This is a genomic window from Micromonospora sp. DT44 (assembly GCF_049841635.1).
Taxonomy (GTDB): domain Bacteria; phylum Actinomycetota; class Actinomycetes; order Mycobacteriales; family Micromonosporaceae; genus Micromonospora.
The window spans coordinates 28,366-45,392 of the sequence record NZ_JBNCKS010000019.1 but is presented as its reverse complement, the minus strand read 5'-3'; the positions used below and the strand labels follow the sequence as shown (position 1 = coordinate 45,392).

At 72.7% G+C, this 17,027-nt stretch carries 21 protein-coding genes; 16 read left to right on the top strand and 5 right to left on the bottom strand.

Going from position 1 to position 17,027, the window contains the following annotated elements; genetic code table 11:
• Position 1 precedes the first annotated feature (1 nt).
• Positions 2-835: a DUF2567 domain-containing protein gene (locus tag ACLQ25_RS13450; RefSeq protein ID WP_425731212.1), complete on the top strand. Its 834-nt coding sequence runs from the start codon at positions 2-4 to the stop codon at positions 833-835.
• Here the strand turns inward: ACLQ25_RS13450 and ACLQ25_RS13445 are convergent.
• Entirely contained in the window at positions 750-1,454 is a 705-nt protein-coding gene (locus tag ACLQ25_RS13445) for an LON peptidase substrate-binding domain-containing protein (protein ID WP_425731211.1), read from the bottom strand. The genes ACLQ25_RS13450 and ACLQ25_RS13445 overlap by 86 nt on opposite strands.
• Positions 1,455-1,560: 106 nt before the next feature.
• Here ACLQ25_RS13445 and hisD point away from each other — a divergent pair, with 106 nt between their 5' ends.
• The 12 genes from hisD to hisF all read left to right on the top strand — a co-directional run bounded on the left by hisD (position 1,561) and on the right by hisF (position 9,823).
• Positions 1,561-2,883 (top strand): histidinol dehydrogenase, encoded by a 1,323-nt coding sequence (gene hisD / locus ACLQ25_RS13440; protein WP_425731210.1) that lies wholly within the window; start codon positions 1,561-1,563, stop codon positions 2,881-2,883.
• Positions 2,880-3,953 carry a histidinol-phosphate transaminase gene (locus ACLQ25_RS13435; RefSeq protein ID WP_425731209.1) on the top strand — a complete coding sequence of 358 codons (1,074 nt, stop codon included), beginning with the start codon at positions 2,880-2,882 and terminating at the stop codon, positions 3,951-3,953. Before hisD ends, ACLQ25_RS13435 begins: the two co-directional genes overlap by 4 nt.
• Positions 3,950-4,561: an imidazoleglycerol-phosphate dehydratase HisB gene (gene hisB, locus ACLQ25_RS13430; RefSeq protein ID WP_425731208.1), complete on the top strand. Its 612-nt coding sequence runs from the start codon at positions 3,950-3,952 to the stop codon at positions 4,559-4,561. Before ACLQ25_RS13435 ends, hisB begins: the two co-directional genes overlap by 4 nt.
• A 117-nt stretch (positions 4,562-4,678) precedes the next feature.
• Entirely contained in the window at positions 4,679-4,852 is a 174-nt protein-coding gene (locus ACLQ25_RS13425; protein ID WP_425731207.1) for a hypothetical protein, read from the top strand.
• Positions 4,849-5,484 carry an imidazole glycerol phosphate synthase subunit HisH gene (gene hisH, locus ACLQ25_RS13420; protein WP_425731206.1) on the top strand — a complete coding sequence of 212 codons (636 nt, stop codon included), beginning with the start codon at positions 4,849-4,851 and terminating at the stop codon, positions 5,482-5,484. Before ACLQ25_RS13425 ends, hisH begins: the two co-directional genes overlap by 4 nt.
• 39 nt (positions 5,485-5,523) lie before the next feature.
• Positions 5,524-5,847: a hypothetical protein gene (locus ACLQ25_RS13415; RefSeq protein WP_355049486.1), complete on the top strand. Its 324-nt coding sequence runs from the start codon at positions 5,524-5,526 to the stop codon at positions 5,845-5,847.
• A 14-nt stretch (positions 5,848-5,861) separates the two neighbouring features.
• Positions 5,862-6,587 carry a bifunctional 1-(5-phosphoribosyl)-5-((5-phosphoribosylamino)methylideneamino)imidazole-4-carboxamide isomerase/phosphoribosylanthranilate isomerase PriA gene (gene priA, locus ACLQ25_RS13410; protein ID WP_425731205.1) on the top strand — a complete coding sequence of 242 codons (726 nt, stop codon included), beginning with the start codon at positions 5,862-5,864 and terminating at the stop codon, positions 6,585-6,587.
• Positions 6,584-6,973 (top strand): RidA family protein, encoded by a 390-nt coding sequence (locus tag ACLQ25_RS13405; RefSeq protein ID WP_396799210.1) that lies wholly within the window; start codon positions 6,584-6,586, stop codon positions 6,971-6,973. The genes priA and ACLQ25_RS13405 overlap by 4 nt, the downstream gene beginning before the upstream one ends.
• 79 nt (positions 6,974-7,052) lie before the next feature.
• A complete protein-coding gene (locus tag ACLQ25_RS13400; RefSeq protein WP_425731204.1) occupies positions 7,053-7,499 on the top strand; it encodes a MarR family winged helix-turn-helix transcriptional regulator in 447 nt (148 codons plus the stop codon).
• A 5-nt stretch (positions 7,500-7,504) separates the two neighbouring features.
• A complete protein-coding gene (locus ACLQ25_RS13395; RefSeq protein WP_425731203.1) occupies positions 7,505-7,936 on the top strand; it encodes an organic hydroperoxide resistance protein in 432 nt (143 codons plus the stop codon).
• A 47-nt stretch (positions 7,937-7,983) separates the two neighbouring features.
• Positions 7,984-8,982 carry an NADP-dependent oxidoreductase gene (locus ACLQ25_RS13390; protein ID WP_425731202.1) on the top strand — a complete coding sequence of 333 codons (999 nt, stop codon included), beginning with the start codon at positions 7,984-7,986 and terminating at the stop codon, positions 8,980-8,982.
• Positions 8,983-9,055: 73 nt separating this feature from the next.
• Positions 9,056-9,823: an imidazole glycerol phosphate synthase subunit HisF gene (hisF, locus tag ACLQ25_RS13385; protein ID WP_425731201.1), complete on the top strand. Its 768-nt coding sequence runs from the start codon at positions 9,056-9,058 to the stop codon at positions 9,821-9,823.
• A 287-nt stretch (positions 9,824-10,110) separates the two neighbouring features.
• Here the strand turns inward: hisF and ACLQ25_RS13380 are convergent, their stop codons facing one another.
• Positions 10,111-10,359, bottom strand: a complete 249-nt coding sequence (locus ACLQ25_RS13380; RefSeq protein WP_425731200.1) for a hypothetical protein — start codon at positions 10,357-10,359, stop codon at positions 10,111-10,113.
• Here ACLQ25_RS13380 and ACLQ25_RS13375 point away from each other — a divergent pair.
• Together ACLQ25_RS13375 and ACLQ25_RS13370 are read left to right on the top strand one after the other, a co-directional pair.
• Entirely contained in the window at positions 10,358-11,752 is a 1,395-nt protein-coding gene (locus ACLQ25_RS13375) for a helix-turn-helix domain-containing protein (RefSeq protein WP_425731199.1), read from the top strand. The two genes, ACLQ25_RS13380 and ACLQ25_RS13375, sit on opposite strands and share 2 nt — an antisense overlap.
• A gap of 11 nt (positions 11,753-11,763) precedes the next feature.
• Positions 11,764-12,306 carry a GNAT family N-acetyltransferase gene (locus ACLQ25_RS13370; protein WP_425731198.1) on the top strand — a complete coding sequence of 181 codons (543 nt, stop codon included), beginning with the start codon at positions 11,764-11,766 and terminating at the stop codon, positions 12,304-12,306.
• 40 nt (positions 12,307-12,346) lie between these two features.
• On the opposite strand, the gene ACLQ25_RS13365 is transcribed toward ACLQ25_RS13370, so the two are convergent.
• Positions 12,347-12,808 carry a hypothetical protein gene (locus tag ACLQ25_RS13365; protein ID WP_355049493.1) on the bottom strand — a complete coding sequence of 154 codons (462 nt, stop codon included), beginning with the start codon at positions 12,806-12,808 and terminating at the stop codon, positions 12,347-12,349.
• A gap of 103 nt (positions 12,809-12,911) precedes the next feature.
• A complete protein-coding gene (locus tag ACLQ25_RS13360) occupies positions 12,912-13,586 on the bottom strand; it encodes a YczE/YyaS/YitT family protein (protein WP_425731197.1) in 675 nt (224 codons plus the stop codon).
• A gap of 59 nt (positions 13,587-13,645) precedes the next feature.
• Here ACLQ25_RS13360 and ACLQ25_RS13355 point away from each other — a divergent pair, with 59 nt between their 5' ends.
• A complete protein-coding gene (locus ACLQ25_RS13355) occupies positions 13,646-15,103 on the top strand; it encodes a PLP-dependent aminotransferase family protein (protein WP_357127047.1) in 1,458 nt (485 codons plus the stop codon).
• Positions 15,104-15,165: 62 nt separating this feature from the next.
• On the opposite strand, the gene ACLQ25_RS13350 is transcribed toward ACLQ25_RS13355, so the two are convergent.
• The gene (locus ACLQ25_RS13350) at positions 15,166-16,992 is read right to left on the bottom strand and encodes an AMP-dependent synthetase/ligase (RefSeq protein WP_425731196.1); all 1,827 of its coding nucleotides are present in this window, start codon (positions 16,990-16,992) and stop codon (positions 15,166-15,168) included.
• Between the last annotated feature and the right edge of the window lie 35 nt (positions 16,993-17,027).

The following is a 17,027-nucleotide window of genomic DNA, read 5'->3' as shown; positions in this document are numbered from 1 at the left end:
GGTGAGCCCGGACAACCCCGACCCTGAGCGGCACGCGGACATCTCCGACGACCGCCCCGCGCCACCCCGACCGTCGGCCGTGCCGCCGCCGAGCGAGTCCGCCCCGCCCGCCGGGCCGGCGTTCGGGTCGGTTCCCGACGGGAGTGCCGCGCTGACGGCGTACCCGAGCGGGGTGGAGCTGACCCCCGACGAGCCGCGCCGGCCGTTGCGGACGGTGGCGACGGTGCTCGGCGTGGCGCTCGCCCTGGCCGTGCTGGGCGGGCCGCTCGGGCTGCTCTGGGCGGCGTTCGCGCCGGACACCCCGGTGCTCAAGACCGCCGAAGGGGCGATCTACGCCGAGCCCCAGCCGGAGCAGCCGATCGCCGCCGACGGCTGGTTCAGCCTGCTCGGGCTGGCGTTCGGCGTGCTCGCCGCGCTGGCCCTGTGGTTCCTGCTGCGTCGGCGACGCGGCCCGGTCGGGCTGCTCGGCGCGGTGCTGGGCACGCTCGCCGCGGCCCCGGTGGCCTGGCAGGTGGGGCGTCGGGTCGGGCTGGCGACGTTCGACCGGCTGTTGGAGAGCGCCCCGGCGGGTCAGGCCTTCACCAAACCCGCCGACCTGCGGGCCGGCGGGATTGACTGGCTCGGGCACGTGCTGCCGGTGCCGCACGGCAACCTGTTGCTGCCGGCGTTCGGCGCCGCCGTCACGTACACCCTGCTGGCCGGCTGGTCGCGGTGGCCGTCCCTGCGTCCGGAGCCCGACCCGGCGTCGTTCAGTTGGGTGTCGGCGGGGACGCCAGCTCCGACAACGGCACCGGAACCGCCCGCACCTGGCGCAGCAGAGCCGCCTCGCGGTTGAGCAGCCGTAGCTCGGCGCGTAGCCGGGCGGCGGTGTCGTCGATGGCGAGCAGCCGCTGCCGGTCGTCGACGGTCAGGGCGGCGGTGGCCGCCACCAGGTGCGACAACACCGTCGGATCCTCCGGAAGCTGCTCGGAGATCTCCTCCGGGTCGGGCCGGATCAGGCTCAGGTACTGCCGGAACACCGCGATCACGCGGGCGGCCAGCAGGTCGGCCACCTCGTCCGGCCCGCTGGCCTCGGGCAGCCATTCCACCGCGGCCGTCAGGTACGGCTCGGTGGCGTCGTCGACGTCGGCGATCCGGAATCGACGTCGGCCGACCGTGACGATGTCGAAGCCGCCGTCGGCCAGCTCGGTGACCTGACGCAACTCGGCGGTGCAGCCCACCTCGTGCAGGGTGACGTCGCCGACCCCGTTGCCGGCGCGAGCGCCGGGCCCGGTGGGTGCCACCTCCCAGCCGGCCTGGATGGCGACCACGCCGAATTCACGCGGCGCGCCCTCGGGCAGGTCGACAAGGTGCCGGACCAGGGCCCGGTAGCGCTCCTCGAAGATGTGCAGTGGCAGCACCAACCCGGGAAAGAGCACCGTTGCGAGCGGGAACACCGGCAGCCGTGCGGTCACGCCGTCGAGCCTAACCAATCCCGTCCGCGACGGCGTGGCCCGGCTCACCGTCCCGCCGACCGGACGGCTCGGGTGGGCGACGGACGGGCCGCCTAGACTCGCAAGGGTGCTGAATCGGATCGACCTGCGCGACGGTCTCGGTGACCCGCGCCGTCTGCTGCCCCGTGCCCAGCTCGACGTGTCCGTTGCCGTCGAGCGGATCCGCCCGCTGGTGGAGGCGGTCCGCGAGCATGGGTACCCGGCGATCCGGGAGGCCAGCGAGCGGTTCGACGGCATCTCGCCGGAGGTGCTGCGGGTGCCCGTCGAGGCGATCGCCGAGGCCGAGGGGGTGCTCGACCCGGCGGTACGCGAGGCGCTGCTGGAGTCGATCAGTCGGGCCCGCCGGGTGCACGCCGACCAGCGGCGTACCGACCACGTCACCCAGGTCGTGCCCGGCGGCACGGTCACCGAACGGTGGCTGCCCGTCGACCGGGTCGGCCTCTACGTCCCCGGCGGCCTGGCCATGTACCCGTCGACGGTGGTGATGAACGTGGTGCCGGCCCAGGCGGCCGGAGTGCGTTCGCTGGTGGTGGTCAGCCCGCCGCAGAAGGACAACGGCGGCCTGCCCGACGCCCGGGTGCTCGCCGCGTGCGCGCTGCTCGGCGTCGACGAGGTGTACGCGGTCGGCGGCGCCCAGGCGGTCGCGATGCTGGCGTACGGCTCCGCCGTCGACCCGGCTGGTGAGCTGCGCTGCGAGCCCGTCGACCTGGTCACCGGCCCGGGCAACATCTGGGTGACGGCCGCCAAGCGGCTGCTGCGCGGCGTGGTCGGCATCGACGCCGAGGCCGGTCCGACCGAGATCGCCATTCTGGCCGACGACACCGCCGACCCGGCGCACGTCGCCGCCGACCTGATCAGCCAGGCCGAGCACGACCCGCTCGCGGCGAGCGTGCTCGTCACCCCGTCGCTGGCGCTCGTCGACGCGGTCGAGGCCGAGCTGGCCCGGCAGGTACCGGCCACGAAGCACGCCGAGCGGGTGACCACGGCGTTGACCGGCGAGCAGAGCGGCGTGGTCCTGGTCGACGACCTCGAGGCCGGGCTGCGGGTGGTCGACGCGTACGCGGCCGAGCACCTGGAGATCCAGACGGTCGACGCGCGGGAGTGGGCGCTACGCGTCCGCAACGCCGGGGCGATCTTCGTGGGCGCCTGGTCGCCGGTGTCGCTCGGCGACTACTGCGCCGGCTCCAACCACGTGCTGCCCACCGGCGGCTGCGCCCGGCACTCCTCGGGGCTGTCGGTGCAGTCCTTCCTGCGCGGGGTGCACCTGATCGAATACACCGAGGCCGCGCTGCGTGACGTGGCGCCGTACGTCGTCACCCTGGCGAACGTGGAGGACCTGCCGGCGCACGGCCAGGCCGTCCAGGCCCGGTTTCCGCAGGAGTCGGCGTGAGCGGCCTCGACGATCTGCCGATCCGCGACGACCTGCGGGGCCTGTCGCCGTACGGGGCGCCCCAGCTCGACGTGGCGGTGCGGCTCAACACCAACGAGAATTCCTACCCGGTGCCCGAGTCGGTGGTGGACGCGATCGGCAAGGCGCTCACCGCCGAGCTGCGTGACCTGAACCGCTACCCGGACCGGGACGCGGTGGCGCTGCGCGCCGACCTGGCCGAATACCTGGGGCACGGGCTCACCGTCGAGCACGTCTGGGCGGCGAACGGCTCCAACGAGATCCAGCAGCAGCTCCTTCAGGCGTTCGGTGGGCCGGGGCGCAGTGCGCTGGGCTTCGTCCCGTCGTACTCGATGCACCCGCTGCTGGCCCTCGGCACCGGCACCCGGTGGGTGCCGGCGCGGCGCGGCGTCGACTTCGGGTTGACCGCCGACGAGGCGGTCGCCCAGATCCGCGAGCACCGGCCCGACGTGGTCTTCCTCTGCTCACCCAACAACCCGACCGGCACCGCTCTCGACCCGGCGGTAGTCGCGGCCGTGCTCGACGTCGCCCCCGGCATGGTGGTCGTCGACGAGGCGTACGCCGAGTTCGCCCGGCCCGGCACGGTCAGCGCCCTCGCGGTGCTGCCCGGCCATCTGCGGCTCGTGGTGACCCGTACGATGAGCAAGGCCTTCGGCTTCGCCGGGGGCCGGCTGGGTTACCTGGCCGCCGACCCGGCCGTTGCCGAGGCGGTGCAGCTCGTCCGCCTGCCCTACCACCTGTCCGCGCTGACCCAGGCCGCCGCCCGCGCGGCGCTGACCCACCGCGACGCCCTGCTCGGTACGGTGGCCGCCGTGATGGCACAGCGGGACCGGATCGTGGCGACGCTGCGCGCTCGCGGGCTGCGGGTAGCCGACAGTGACGCCAACTTCGTGCTGTTCGAGGTCGGCGGCGACCAGGCCACCGTCTGGCACGCCCTGCTGGAGCAGGGGGTGCTGGTCCGTGACGTCGGCCTGCCCGGCTGGCTGCGGGTGACCGCCGGCACTCCCGCCGAGACTGATGCTTTCTTGACTGCAATGGAGACTGCGCGATGAGCCGGACCGCCCGGGTGGAGCGGATCACCAAGGAGACCAAGGTCCTCGTCGAGATCGACCTCGACGGCACCGGCGCCGCCGAGATCAGCACCGGCGTGGGCTTCTACGACCACATGCTCCACCAGATCGCCCGGCACGGCGGCTACGACCTGACCGTCCGCACGGTGGGCGACCTGGAGATCGACGCGCACCACACGATGGAGGACACGGCCCTCGCGCTGGGCGCCGCGTTCGATCAGGCGCTGGGCGACAAGGCCGGCATCCGGCGGTACGGGTCGGCGACCGTCCCGATGGACGAGGTGCTGGTCCGGGCCGCGGTGGACCTGTCCGGCCGCCCGTACGTGGTGCACGACGAGCCGCTGCTCGCGCCGTACATCGGGCCGGTCTTCGCGACGAGCATGACCCGGCACATCTGGGAGTCGTTCGGCCAGGCGGCGCGGGTGACCCTGCACGTCGACGTGCTGCGGGCGGCGCGTCCCGGTGGGCACCCGGACGCGCACCACGTGGTGGAGGCCCAGTTCAAGGCGGTCTCCCGGGCGCTGCGCGAAGCCACCGCGATCGACCCGCGGGCGGCGGGCGCGATCCCGAGCACGAAGGGTGCGCTCTGATGAGCGCGAGGAGTGCAGCGCAGCGGAGCCCCGCAGTCGCGAATGGAAGGTGGCTCTGATGAGCGCGAGGAGTGCAGCGCAGCGGAGCCCCGCAGTCGCGAATGGAAGGTGGCTCTGATGGGTGCCGCGTTGCCGACGTTGCTGTTGATCCTCGCCGGGGTGCTGGTGGGTGGGGCGTGGTCGCTGCACCGGCAGGGCGCTCCGCGTGGCGCCATCGTGGTGACCGCGCTGCTGGCGCTGCTCGCCACGGCCGCCGGGGTGCTGCGGCTGATTCCGGAGTCGGGGTCGTGACCGCCGACGTGGTGGTGCTCGACTACGGCTCGGGCAACCTGCGCTCGGCGGAGCGGGCGCTGGCCGCGGCCGGCGCGACCGTCCGGGTGACCGACGACCTGGCCGCGGCGGCCACCGCCGACGGTCTCGTGGTGCCGGGGGTGGGCGCCTACGCCGCGTGCATGGCGGGTATCGAGGCGCTCGGCGCGGGCCCGGTGATCGCGGAGCGGGTGGCCGCGGCCCGGCCGGTGCTCGGCATCTGCGTGGGCATGCAGGTGCTCTTCGAGTACGGCGAGGAGCACGGGGTCGTGACGAAGGGCCTCGGGCTGCTGCCCGGCGGGGTGACCCGGCTGGCGGCGCACCGCCTGCCGCACATGGGCTGGAACACGGTCCGCGCGCCCCGGGGTTCGGTGCTGTTCGCCGGGTTGCCGGCGCAGAGCCGCTTCTACTTCGTGCACTCGTACGCGATGAGTGACCCGGCGGGGTTGGCGGGCGCGGGCGCGCTGGTGACCACGGCCCATCACGACACCGACTTCGTGGCGGCCGTGGAGCGTGGGCCGCTGTCGGCGGCGCAGTTCCACCCGGAGAAGTCCGCCGACACCGGTGCCGCGCTGCTGCGCAACTGGCTCGCCACCCTGCCCTCCGGTGACTGAGCGTCGACACCGCCCGCCGTCCGCGCCGCGGGCGTCGCGGTGAGTCGCGAACGGGCCCGCCGGCGGGCGGAACGTGAGGCGGAGTTGGCGCGGGAGCGGGCGGTCCGGCAGCGCCGGGTGGCCCGTCGGCAGCGCCGCCGCGCGGTGCTGCGTCGGTTGACGCCGCAGGTACGGCGGGGTCGTTCGGGCCGGCTGGCCCGACACTCGCGGGGCGAGCGCGCGGCGATCGTGCTGCTCACCGGCGCGGCGATGATCCTGATCTGGACGTTCGTCGACGATCTGGCGCTTCGTGTCGCGTTGATCGTGTTGTTGCTGCTCGTACTGCCGGCGATCGTGGTGATCGCCCTGGACCGTCGTACCTGATCGAGGAGAAGACGTTGAGCCTCACCCTTTTACCCGCCGTGGACGTCGCCGACGGCCGGGCCGTCCGGCTCGTGCAGGGCGCCGCCGGCAGCGAGAGCGTCTACGGCGACCCGCTGGACGCGGCGCTGGCGTGGCAGCGCGACGGCGCCCAGTGGATCCACCTGGTCGACCTGGACGCGGCGTTCGGTCGGGGCACCAACGCGCACCTGCTCGCCGAGGTGGTGCGTCAGTTGGACGTGCAGGTGGAGTTGTCGGGTGGGATCCGCGACGACGAGTCGCTGCGCGCGGCGCTGGGCACCGGGGCGGCCCGGGTGAACATCGGCACCGCCGCCCTGGAGAACCCGGAGTGGTGCGACCGGGTCGTCGGGGAGTACGGCGACCGGGTCGCCATCGGGCTGGACGTCCGGGGTCAGACGCTGTCCGCGCGGGGGTGGACCCGCGATGGCGGTGACCTGTACGAGGTGCTGGAGCGCCTGGACAAGGCGGGGGCCACGCGGTACGTGGTCACCGACATCACCAAGGACGGCACGATGCGTGGGCCGAACCTGGATCTGCTGCGGGACGTGTGCGCCCGTACCGACCGTCCGGTGATCGCCTCCGGCGGTGTGTCCACCTTGGACGACCTGCGGGCGCTGGCCACGCTGGAGCCGCTGGGTGTGGAGGGCGTGATCGCCGGCAAGGCGCTGTACGCGGGCGCGTTCACGGTGGCTGAGGCGCTGCGCACCCTGGCCGAGGCATGACGGTCACCCGGCTGGGCTCGGGCGGGCCGTGGGAGCAGACCTACGGCTACTCGCGGGTGGTTCGGGCCGGTGACCTGGCCCTGACGGCGGGCTGTACGGCCACCGTGGACGGTCGGGTGGTGCACGTCGGGGACGCCGCCGCGCAGACCGCGCAGGCGTTACGGATCGGGTTGGCCGCGCTCGCCGAGGTGGGCGCGGAGCCGGGTGACGTGATCCGGACCCGGATGTATGTGACCGACCGGCTGCACGCCGACGAGGTGGGCCGGGCGCACAACGCCGTCTTCGGCGCGGTCCGGCCGGTGGCGACGCTCGTGGTGGTGGCGGGTCTGCTCGATCCGGAGCACCTGGTCGAGGTGGAGTTGGAGGCGTACGTAGGGGACCGCTGACCGTTTCGGTGGCGGTCGTCACGGCCGCCTTCCGCGCCGATAAGTTGTGCACAACTTAATTGCGGGCTACGGTTCAGCGGTGACCGATGACCTGGTGCTACGCCGGCAGGTGTGCTTCGCGCTCTACGCCGCGTCGCGCGCCCTCACCGACGTGTACCGGCCGATCCTCGACGAGGTCGGGCTGACCTACCCGCAGTACCTGGTGCTGCTGGTCCTCTGGGAACGCCCCGATGACCCGCCCGCCGTGTCCGAGCTGGGCGCCGAGCTGCGGCTCGACTCCGGCACACTCTCCCCGCTGCTCAAACGGCTGGAGAGCGCGGGCCTGGTGGAGCGCCGACGCGCGACGCGCGACGAACGGCGGGTCGAGGTGAGCCTCACCGAGCAGGGTCGGGCGTTGCGCGAGCGGCTCTGCGACGTTCCGCTGCGGATCGCCCAGGCCACCGGCCTGGGCATCGACGAGCTCGTCGCGTTGCGCGACACGCTCACCCGGGTCACCGAGACCGTCCATCGACAGAAGGAGCAGTGACCAACATGAAGGTTCTCTACACCGCATCCGCGACCGCCACCGGTGACGGCCGGGACGGCCACGTCGAGACCTCCGACGGCACCTTCGCCATGGACCTGGCGTCGCCGAAGGAGTTGGGTGGCGAGGGTGGCGCCACCAACCCCGAGCAGCTCTTCGCCGCCGGCTACGCCGCCTGCTTCCACAGCGCCCTGCGCATCGTCGGTCGCCGCGCCAAGGCCGACGTGACCGGCTCCGTCGTCTCCGCCGAGGTCGGCATCGGCCCGAACGGCAGCGGTGGCTTCGGGCTCACCGCCCAGCTCATCGTGGACCTGCCGGCCGTCCCCCGGGAGACCGCCGAGCAGCTCGTCGAGCAGGCCCACCAGGTCTGCCCGTACTCGAACGCCACCCGCGGCAACATCGACGTCGCGCTGACCGTCCGCGAGACCCTGGCCGCCTGACCGTCGCGGCCCCGGACCCCACCCGCGTACGAGAGGACGACCCCCTGATGACCAGCAACCGCGAGATCCACCTGGCCCGCCGCCCCGACGGCTGGCCCACCGAGGACACCTTCCGGCTCGTCGAGACCGACGTCCCGACGCCCGGACCGGGCCAGATCGTGGTCCGCAACCAGTACGTCTCCGTCGACCCGTACATGCGGGGACGGATGAACGACGTCAAGTCGTACGTGCCGCCGTTCGCGCTCGACGCCCCCCTCGACGGGGCCGCCGTCGGCGAGGTGGTGGCCAGCGAGTCACCCGACATCGCCGTGGGCGACACCGTCCTGCACGGGCTCGGCTGGCGGGAGTACGCGTTGCTCGACGCCGGCCGCGCCCGCACCGTCGACGCGAGCATCGCCCCGGCCAGCGCGTACCTGAGCGTGCTCGGCATGCCCGGACTCACCGCGTACGCCGGTCTGCTGGAGGTCGCCGCCATGAAGCCCGGCGAGACGGTCTTCGTCTCCGCCGCGGCCGGCTCGGTCGGCAGCCTGGTGGGTCAGATCGCCAAGCTCAAGGGCGCGGGCCGGGTCATCGGCAGCGCCGGGTCGGCCGCCAAGGTCGAGCGGCTCCGGGCACTCGGCTTCGACGCCGCGTTCGACTACCACGACGGGCCGGTCCGCGACTCGTTGCGCGCGGCCGCCGCGGGCGGCATCGACGTCTACTTCGACAACGTCGGTGGTGACCACCTGGAGGCGGCGATCTCGGCCCTGAACCTGCACGGCCGGGTCGCCATCTGCGGCATGATCGCCCAGTACAACGCCACCGAGCCGCCGGCCGCGCCGCGCAACCTGGCGCTGGTCATCGGCAAGCGGCTCACCCTGCGCGGGTTCCTGGTCAACGACCACAACAACGTCCGCGCGACGTTCGTTCAGGACGTCGCCGGCTGGCTGCGTGAGGGCAAACTCTCCTACGACGAGACGATCGTCGACGGCATCGAGAACGCCCCGGCGGCGTTCCTCGGCCTGCTGCGCGGCGAGAACCTGGGCAAGATGCTCGTCCGGGTGTGACGTGCACGTGCGGCGCGGCGGTCGGCCCCCTCGGGTCGGCCGCCGCGCCGTGCGCGGAGGATAGGCTGACGGCATGACGGTGGCGGTACGGGTGATCCCCTGTCTCGACGTGGACGCCGGGAGGGTGGTCAAGGGGGTCAACTTCCTCGACCTGCGCGACGCCGGCGACCCGGTGGAGCTGGCCGCCGCCTACGACCGGGCCGGCGCCGACGAGCTGACCTTCCTCGACGTCACCGCGTCGTCCAGTGACCGGGGCACCATGCTCGACGTGGTACGCCGCACCGCCGAGTCGGTCTTCATCCCGCTGACCGTCGGGGGTGGGGTCCGGCAGGTCGGCGACGTCGACACGCTGCTGCGCGCCGGGGCCGACAAGGTCGGCGTGAACACCGCCGCCATCGCGCGGCCGGAGCTGATCGCCGAGATCGCCGACCGGTTCGGCCGGCAGGTGCTCGTGCTCTCCCTCGACGTACGCCGCGCGCCCACGGGCGACACGCCCAGCGGGTTCGAGGTCACCACCCACGGCGGTCGACGCGGCACCGGCATCGACGCGGTCGGCTGGGCCCGGCAGGTGGCCGAGTCGGGCGCGGGGGAGATCCTGCTCAACTCGATGGACGCCGACGGCACCAAGGCGGGCTTCGACCTGGAACTGATCGGCGCGGTGCGAGCCGTGGTGGACGTGCCGGTCGTCGCCAGCGGAGGGGCCGGCGAGGTGGCGCACTTCCCGCCCGCGATCGGAGCCGGGGCCGACGCGGTCCTCGCGGCCAGCGTCTTCCACTTCGGCGAGCTGACGGTGGGCGAGGTCAAGGACGCCCTGCGCCGCAGCGGCCACCCGGTGCGCTAGCGGCTCACACAAAGGGCGCCGACCATCCGCGGTGGCTGCCGGCCGTGTCGATGTGCTGTTGAGCCATATACCTCGCACGGCGGCGACCGAGGGTCACCGCCGACCGCCGGCGCAGGGTGACGGCGGACCCAGGTGGTACGCGTCGTGCGCGACCAGATCTGCGAATGCTCCCGCCCACGCCCAGCATCGGGCACGTGTGCCGCAGATCGGGCATCGCCCGTGTCGCGCCTCGTGCTCGGCCAGAATCCGCCACCAGCGGCTCAGTAGTTGTTCGGCGGCGGATCCACTCACCGCGCTCCACCCATGTTCGCTCGGATCGCCGCGACCGATACCTGTGCCTCGAAGCACCACCCGCCCGCACAGTCCGGAATGGGGCCGGCACACGTGTGCCCCCGCATCCGCACCATGCCGCCGGCCGGCTGCTGGTCTACGACCACCGCCCACACCAGTTCGTCGCGGTTGGTGGGATTGGGGCTGATCTCCCATGCCAGCAGATGCAGCAGGGTGCCCGCAGGCACCTGAAGGCTTTCGGTCATGCTGGGCTCCGAGGGCAAGAGGTGTGGGGACCACCCGAACGGCAGAGACAGTTCCGCCTTTCCCGCCGGAAGCGGCTCTGTCAGCGGGGCTGACACGTCGAGCCTGGCCGATAAGCTGCCCATACGGCAGGCGTGCGCGGTGTGCACACGCTCCTGCACACGCTGGGAGCCGACCATGGCCGCTTTCGGGAAGTTGCTCAGGCAGCATCGAGAGAGCGCCGGACTGTCCCTGCGACAGCTCGGTGCCATCATCCATTTCCAGTACAGCCACATCTCCCAGGTGGAGCGCGGTAACCGCCGCCCCACCGACGCGCTGGCCACGGCCTGCGACCGTGCGCTGAACGCCGACGGCGCGCTCATCGAGGCGTATCGGACGGACCGCGCCGATGCCATCGACCTGCACAGACGTACGATGCTGCGTGCCATGTCGGCCTTGGCCGCCGCCCCGGCCGTCGCGCCTCTGGCTGGACTGGAGGCCCTTCGCCACGGCCTCGGCGACGCGGCGACTCCCGGCCATGACGAGTGGGAGCAAATCGCCGCCGACTACGGCCACGGCTACTACCGACAAACCCGCCCCGCGTTGATGGCCCAACTAAGCGCTGACCTGACCGTGTTGCAGCACCAGATCGCCGCTGACGCCGGCGCGCGCCGCCCTGGTCTCCTGCGGGCTGCCGCGCGACTATCTGTCATCGTCGCGTTGAGCCTCGTCGCGTCGGGCCAGGTCGTGATGGGTCGTCGCTGGTGGCGGACCGCCCATCGGGTTGCCGACGAATCCGGCGACGCCGATACCCAGGTGTTGGTACGGGCGTGGGATGTGGTGAACGGCTGCTACGACGGACGTCCACCGTCGACGATCATCGCCCTCTCGGACGAGGTCTTGCCTCTGCTGGGCCGGCAAGCCACGTCTGCGGCCTGCGGGCTGCTCGCCGGTCGGGCGCAAGCCCTGTCGTTGGCCGGACGGCATACCGAGGCGGTGGCGACGGTCCGGCATCTCTCCGACCTCGCCCAGCGATTGCCGCCCACGATCGTGAGGGACGTGGAGTCGCTGTGGGGGTGGCCCGAACATCGGGTCCACCACACCGAATCGTGGGTGTACACCCACGCCGGCCGGCTGGCCGACGCCGAGGTCGCGCAGGATCTGGCCCTCGGCCTGTATCCGGGCTCGCAGGCGCGGCTACGTGCGCAGGTGCAACTGCACCAGGCAGCCCGGCTGATTCGGGGCGGCCACATCCCGGACGGACTGCGGCACGCCGCCGACAGTCTCGACGCACTGCCGCCCCACCTGCACAACAACTCGCTGCGCTCAATTGCGGCCCAGGTCACGAGTGCGGTACCCACAGTGGAACGGTCCCGGCCCGCGTTCGCTGATCTCGCCGACCGGATCCGGGCCTAGGCTCCTCCGCCATGCCCGTCACGTACACCGTGCACACCCCCGAATCGGCCACGACCGTGTTTGCGGCGCTGGTGCGTCTGTACGAGATCGTCTACGCCGAGCCGCCCTACGCCGAAGGACCGGAGCAGGTGGCCGGCTTCGCCGACGGTTTGCCCGGCGAGTCCCGACGCCCGGGGTTCACCCTCGTGGTCGCCGAGGACGCGGGCGTGCTGGTGGGTGCGGCGTACGGGTGGACGATGCCCGCCGGCCGGTGGTGGACGCGCGCCGACGTCGAGCCTTGCGCGGATCTGGTCGCCGCCGAAAAGTTCGCGGTGATGGAGTGGATCGTCCATCCCGACCGGCGCGGCGCGGGCATCGGCGCGGAACTCATCCGCCGGCTCCTCGACGGGCGGCCCGAACGGTGGGCGACCCTCGCGTCCAACCCGGCCGCACCGGCCCGCGCCATCTACCAGCGCGCGGGTTGGCAGCAGGTCGGCGGATCGGCGATGCCCGACGGCACACCCATGCATCTGCTCGTCCTGCCACTACCCGCGGCAGCGCTTCGGCGTCGCTGAAGGGCGTGACGCGTCCGCGGGTCGAGCGGGCGACAGAGCGTCAGTGGCCGCCGGAGTGGCCCTCGGGTGAGCGGCGGGGGGTGGGGATCGAGCGGACCGCGTACTCCTGCACGGCCGCCGCGTGGTCGGCCTCCTCCAGTATCCAGTCGGCGCTGCCGGGCGCGTGCCGGCGGCTCAGGACCCCCTGCACGGTGTCCACCATCGTGGCGACGCCGGCCCGGGGGCGGCTGCGCCAGAGCTGCTCACCCTCGGCGGTGATGCGGAACCACCCGTCGGCGACGGTGACCAGGCCCGCGCCGACCAGCCGCTGGACGGCGGCCTCCACCTCGTGTCGTTCGGGAATCGCGTGGTTGAGATGGTCGGCGGTGGACAGCACGTCGGTCAGACGTACGCCCTCCGGGCGGCGGCTGGTCGCGGACCGTCGGTGCCGTCCGGCGCCGCTCGCGATAACCAACGACACGAAAATCCATGCGTCGCTCCAGCGCCAACCGTTCTCCCCCATGCAGTGATGATGACGGCGAGCGACGCGGAAGGGAACACCCACCCTCGAACGAGCCCACTTCCGCCAGCGCGGCGTGCCGGTCCGTGAACGGTCGGTGAACGTTTCAGGCGGCCGGGGCACGCGACGGGTCACCGGCAGTGACCGTCGACTCGTCGTCGGCGTCGGCCTTGGCCGGGGGCACCGCGACGAGCGGGATGAAGAACTGCGCCAGCGGACCGATGGCCAGCGCGTACGCGACGGTACCCACGCCGACCGTGCCGCCGAGCAGCCATCCCAGCGCGAGCACGGTGACCTCGATGGCGGTACGCACCAGTCGCACCGAGAAGCGGGGCCGACGGGCGACGAAGCCGGTCATCAGCCCGTCGCGTGGGCCCGGACCCAGGCGGGCGCCGAGATAGAGCGCGGTGGCGGCGCCGTTGGCGACGATCCCGGTGATCAACAGGGCGATGCGGACGCCGAGGGGACCACCGGCGGGCAGCAGGGCCAGAGTCGCGTCCACCACGAGGCCGACCACCACCACGTTGCTGACGGTGCCGAGGCCGGGCCGCTGTCGCAGCGGAATCCAGAGCAGCAGCACCAGGGCACCGACACCGATGGTGACCGTGCCGAAGGAGAGCCCGGTCAGCTCGGACAGCCCCTGGTGAAAGACGTCCCAGGGGTCCAGGCCCAGCTGGGAGCGGACCATCAGGGCCATGCTGACCCCGTAGAGGACGAGCCCGGCGTAGAGCTGGCTGAGCCGTCGTACCGGCCGCTCCCGTAGATTGCCAATCAGTGCCATGCATGCCACCCTAGGTGCCAATCCTCCCGGAGGAAGAGGCCAATATCCGAGGAGTGGTCATGACTGGTCAGGTGCGAGGGGTCCAATTAGCGCGACTGCTGGGGCAGTGGCACGCCCTGCCGGGCCGTCGCCGCAGCCCCGACTACGCGGCGCTCGCCGGTGCGGTACGCGGGCTGCTCGCCGACGCCCGGCTTCCCCTGGGTGTGCGGCTGCCGGCGGAACGTGAGCTTGCCGAGGCGCTGCGGATCAGCCGTACCACGGTCACCGCCGCGTACCGCGAGCTGCGCGAGACCGGCCACCTCGCCAGCCGCCGGGGCGCCGGCAGTTGGACGATGCTGCCGGGCAACCACCGGGTCGCCAGCACCGGCCTGTGGACCCCGCTGGACGACCGGGACATGATCGACCTCGGCGTCGCCGCCCTGGCCGCCCCGCCGCAACTGCTCGGGGCCGCCCGGGCCGCCGTCGAGGACCTGCCCCGCTACCTGGGCGGCGCCGGCTACCACCCGACCGGCATCGGTGAGCTGCGCGAGGCGGTGGCCGCCGGCTACACCGCGCGAGGGCTACCCACCTCGGCCGACCAGATCATGGTCACCAGCGGCACCCAGCACGCCCTGGACCTGGTGCTGCGCCTCGCCCTGGCCCCCGGCGGGAACGTGCTGGTCGAGTCACCGACCTACCCCAACGCGCTCGCCGCGCTGGCCGGCCGGCGGGCCCGGATCGCCACACACGGTCTGTCCGCCGACGCCGGCGGCTGGGAGCCCGACCTGTTGCTGGGCAGCCTGCGGCAGACCCGCCCCAAGTTGGCGTACCTGATCCCGGAGTTCCAGAACCCGACCGGCCACCTGATGCCCGCCGCGTTGCGCGAGCGGGTGGTCGCCGCCGCCCACGCCGTGGGCACCGACCTCATCGTCGACGAGTCCTTCGTGGACCTCCCGCTGGACGGCGTCGAGCTGCCCCCGCCCACGGCCACGTTCGACCGGCACTCCCGGGTGGTCAGCATCGGAGGGATGAGCAAGCCGTACTGGGGTGGTCTGCGGATCGGCTGGGTCCGCGCCTCCGCGCCGCAGGTGCAGCGGCTGGCGGCGGTCCGGGTCGGCGTCGACATGTCCAGCCCGGTGCTCGACCAATTGGTCGCGGTGCGTCTGCTCGCCGACGCGGCGGCCATCGTCGCCGACCGTCGGGCGCAGCTCGCCGCCCAGCGCGACGCGTTGCTCGGCGCGCTCGCGCACCGACTACCGGACTGGCGGGTGACCGTGCCGCGCGGCGGCGTGACCCTCTGGGCCGAGCTGGACGGCCCGGTCTCCAGCGCGCTCGCGCGGGCCGCCGAGGAGGTCGGCGTACGGCTCGCTCCCGGGCCGCGGTTCGGTCTGGACGGCACCCTGGAACGCTTCCTGCGGTTGCCGTTCACCCTGCCGGCCGCCGAGCTGGTGGAGGCCGTGGAGCGGATCGCCACGGTCCGCTACGACCTGGACCGCAGCGGCCGGCAACGGTGGCCGGAGCCATCGGTCATCGCCTGAGCGAACCCGGGAACGCCGGTGGCCCCACACCCGGGCGGGTGCGGGGCCACGACGACACGTTCCTAGAGCTCGGCGAGGGAGCCGGCGTACATCTTGTCGATCTCGGCGGCGAAGTTGCTCTCCACGCCCCGTCGCTTGATCTTCAACGACGGGGTGACCTCGCCGTCCTCGATGGTCAGGTCACGCGGCAGGATCGCCACCTTCTTGATCGTCTCCCAGCGGTTCAGCTTGGCGTTGAGCTGGGCGACGTACTCCTCGACCATCGCCTGCGCCTCCGGCGAGGCGACGATCTCGGTGTAGTCGCGGCCCTCCAGCGGGCCGCCGGCCACCCAGCCGCGGATGGCATCCGCGTCGAGCGTGACGAGCATCGTGCAGAAGTTGCGGGCCTGACCGATCACGACCGCCTGCGAGGTGTACGGGCAGATGGCCTTGAACATGCCCTCGATGTGCGACGGCGCGATGTACTTGCCGCCCGAGGTCTTGACCAGGTCCTTCTTGCGGTCGGTGATCCGCAGGTAGCCCTGCTCGTCGAGCGTGCCGATGTCGCCGGTGCGGAAGAAGCCGTCCTCGGTGAACGCGGCGGCGGTCTCCTCGGGCAGGTTGTGGTAGCCGCGCATCACCGGACGACCCCGCACGAGGATCTCGCCGTCGGTGTCGACCCGGCACTCCAGGTCGCCCATCGCCCTTCCGACCGTGCCGATGCGCAGCCCGTCCGGTGGGTTGACGAAGTTGCCGGCGCTGGTCTCGGTGAGGCCGTAGCCCTCGGAGATCGGCAGGTTGGCCGCGGCGAAGAAGGTGGCGATCTCCGGGCTGAGCGGCGCGGCGCCGGAGACCAGCACCCGCATCCGGCCGCCGAGGCGGGCCTGGAGCTTGCTGAACACCAACTTCTCGGCCAGCCCGTAGCGCAACTTGAGCCCGGCCGGCACCGGCTTGCCGGCCTGCTCCAGCGCGACCTTGTCCTTACCGACCTGGACACCCCAGGCGAAGATCCTCGCCTTCGCGCCGCCGGCGCCCTGCGCGGTGGTCACCGCCCGGTTGTAGACCTTCTCGAAGACCCGGGGAGCGCCACACATCAGCGTCGGGCGAATCACCGCGAGCAGGTCGACCAGCTTCTCCACCCGCCCGTCCACGTACGTCGGCAGGCCGACGTGGATCGCGCCGCAGAGCAGCGTCTTGCCGAACGAGTGCGCCAGCGGCAACCACAGGTACTGCAGGTCGTCGTCGCGCAGCAGCCCGCCGTCGGCCTGCGCCACCGCCTCCCAGCACCACCCACCGTGCAGCAGTTCGACACCCTTGGGCTGGCCGGTGGTGCCGGAGGTGTAGATCAGCGTGGCCAGGTGGTCGGGGCCGATGCCCGCCACGAGCATGTCGATCAGATCGGGTTCGGCGGCCAGCGCCCGGCTGCCCCGCTCTTCCAGCTCGGTGAGGGTGAGCTGGGGGATCGCGGCATTCGGGTCGGGGGTGCCGTCGAAGAGCACCACGTGGGTCAGCGCCGGCAGCTCCGCTCCGGCGATTTTGGCCGCCTGCGCCGGGTTCTCCGCGAAGAGGACCCGCGAGCCGGAGTCGGCGATGATGTACGTCGCGTCCGCCGGCTCGGTGGTCGGGTAGACGGTGGTGGTCGCCCCGCCGGCGCACATGATGCCCAGGTCGGCGACCACCCAGTCCAGTCGCGTGTTGGCGAGGATCGCGACCGGGTTCTCCTGGCCGACGCCGAGCGCGTGCAGGCCGGCGGCGACGGCCTTGGCGCGCTGGCCGACCTGCTCCCAGGTCAACCAGTCGGGCCCCGAGTCGTCAGGGGTCGGGGACGCGAACGCTTGCCGGTCGGGGGTGGCCGCCACGCGCTTGAGGAACATGTCCGGGATGGAACGGTACGGTACATCGAGAGCCATCGCTGTAGCCGCCTTCGGGGGTGGCGACGTGACGG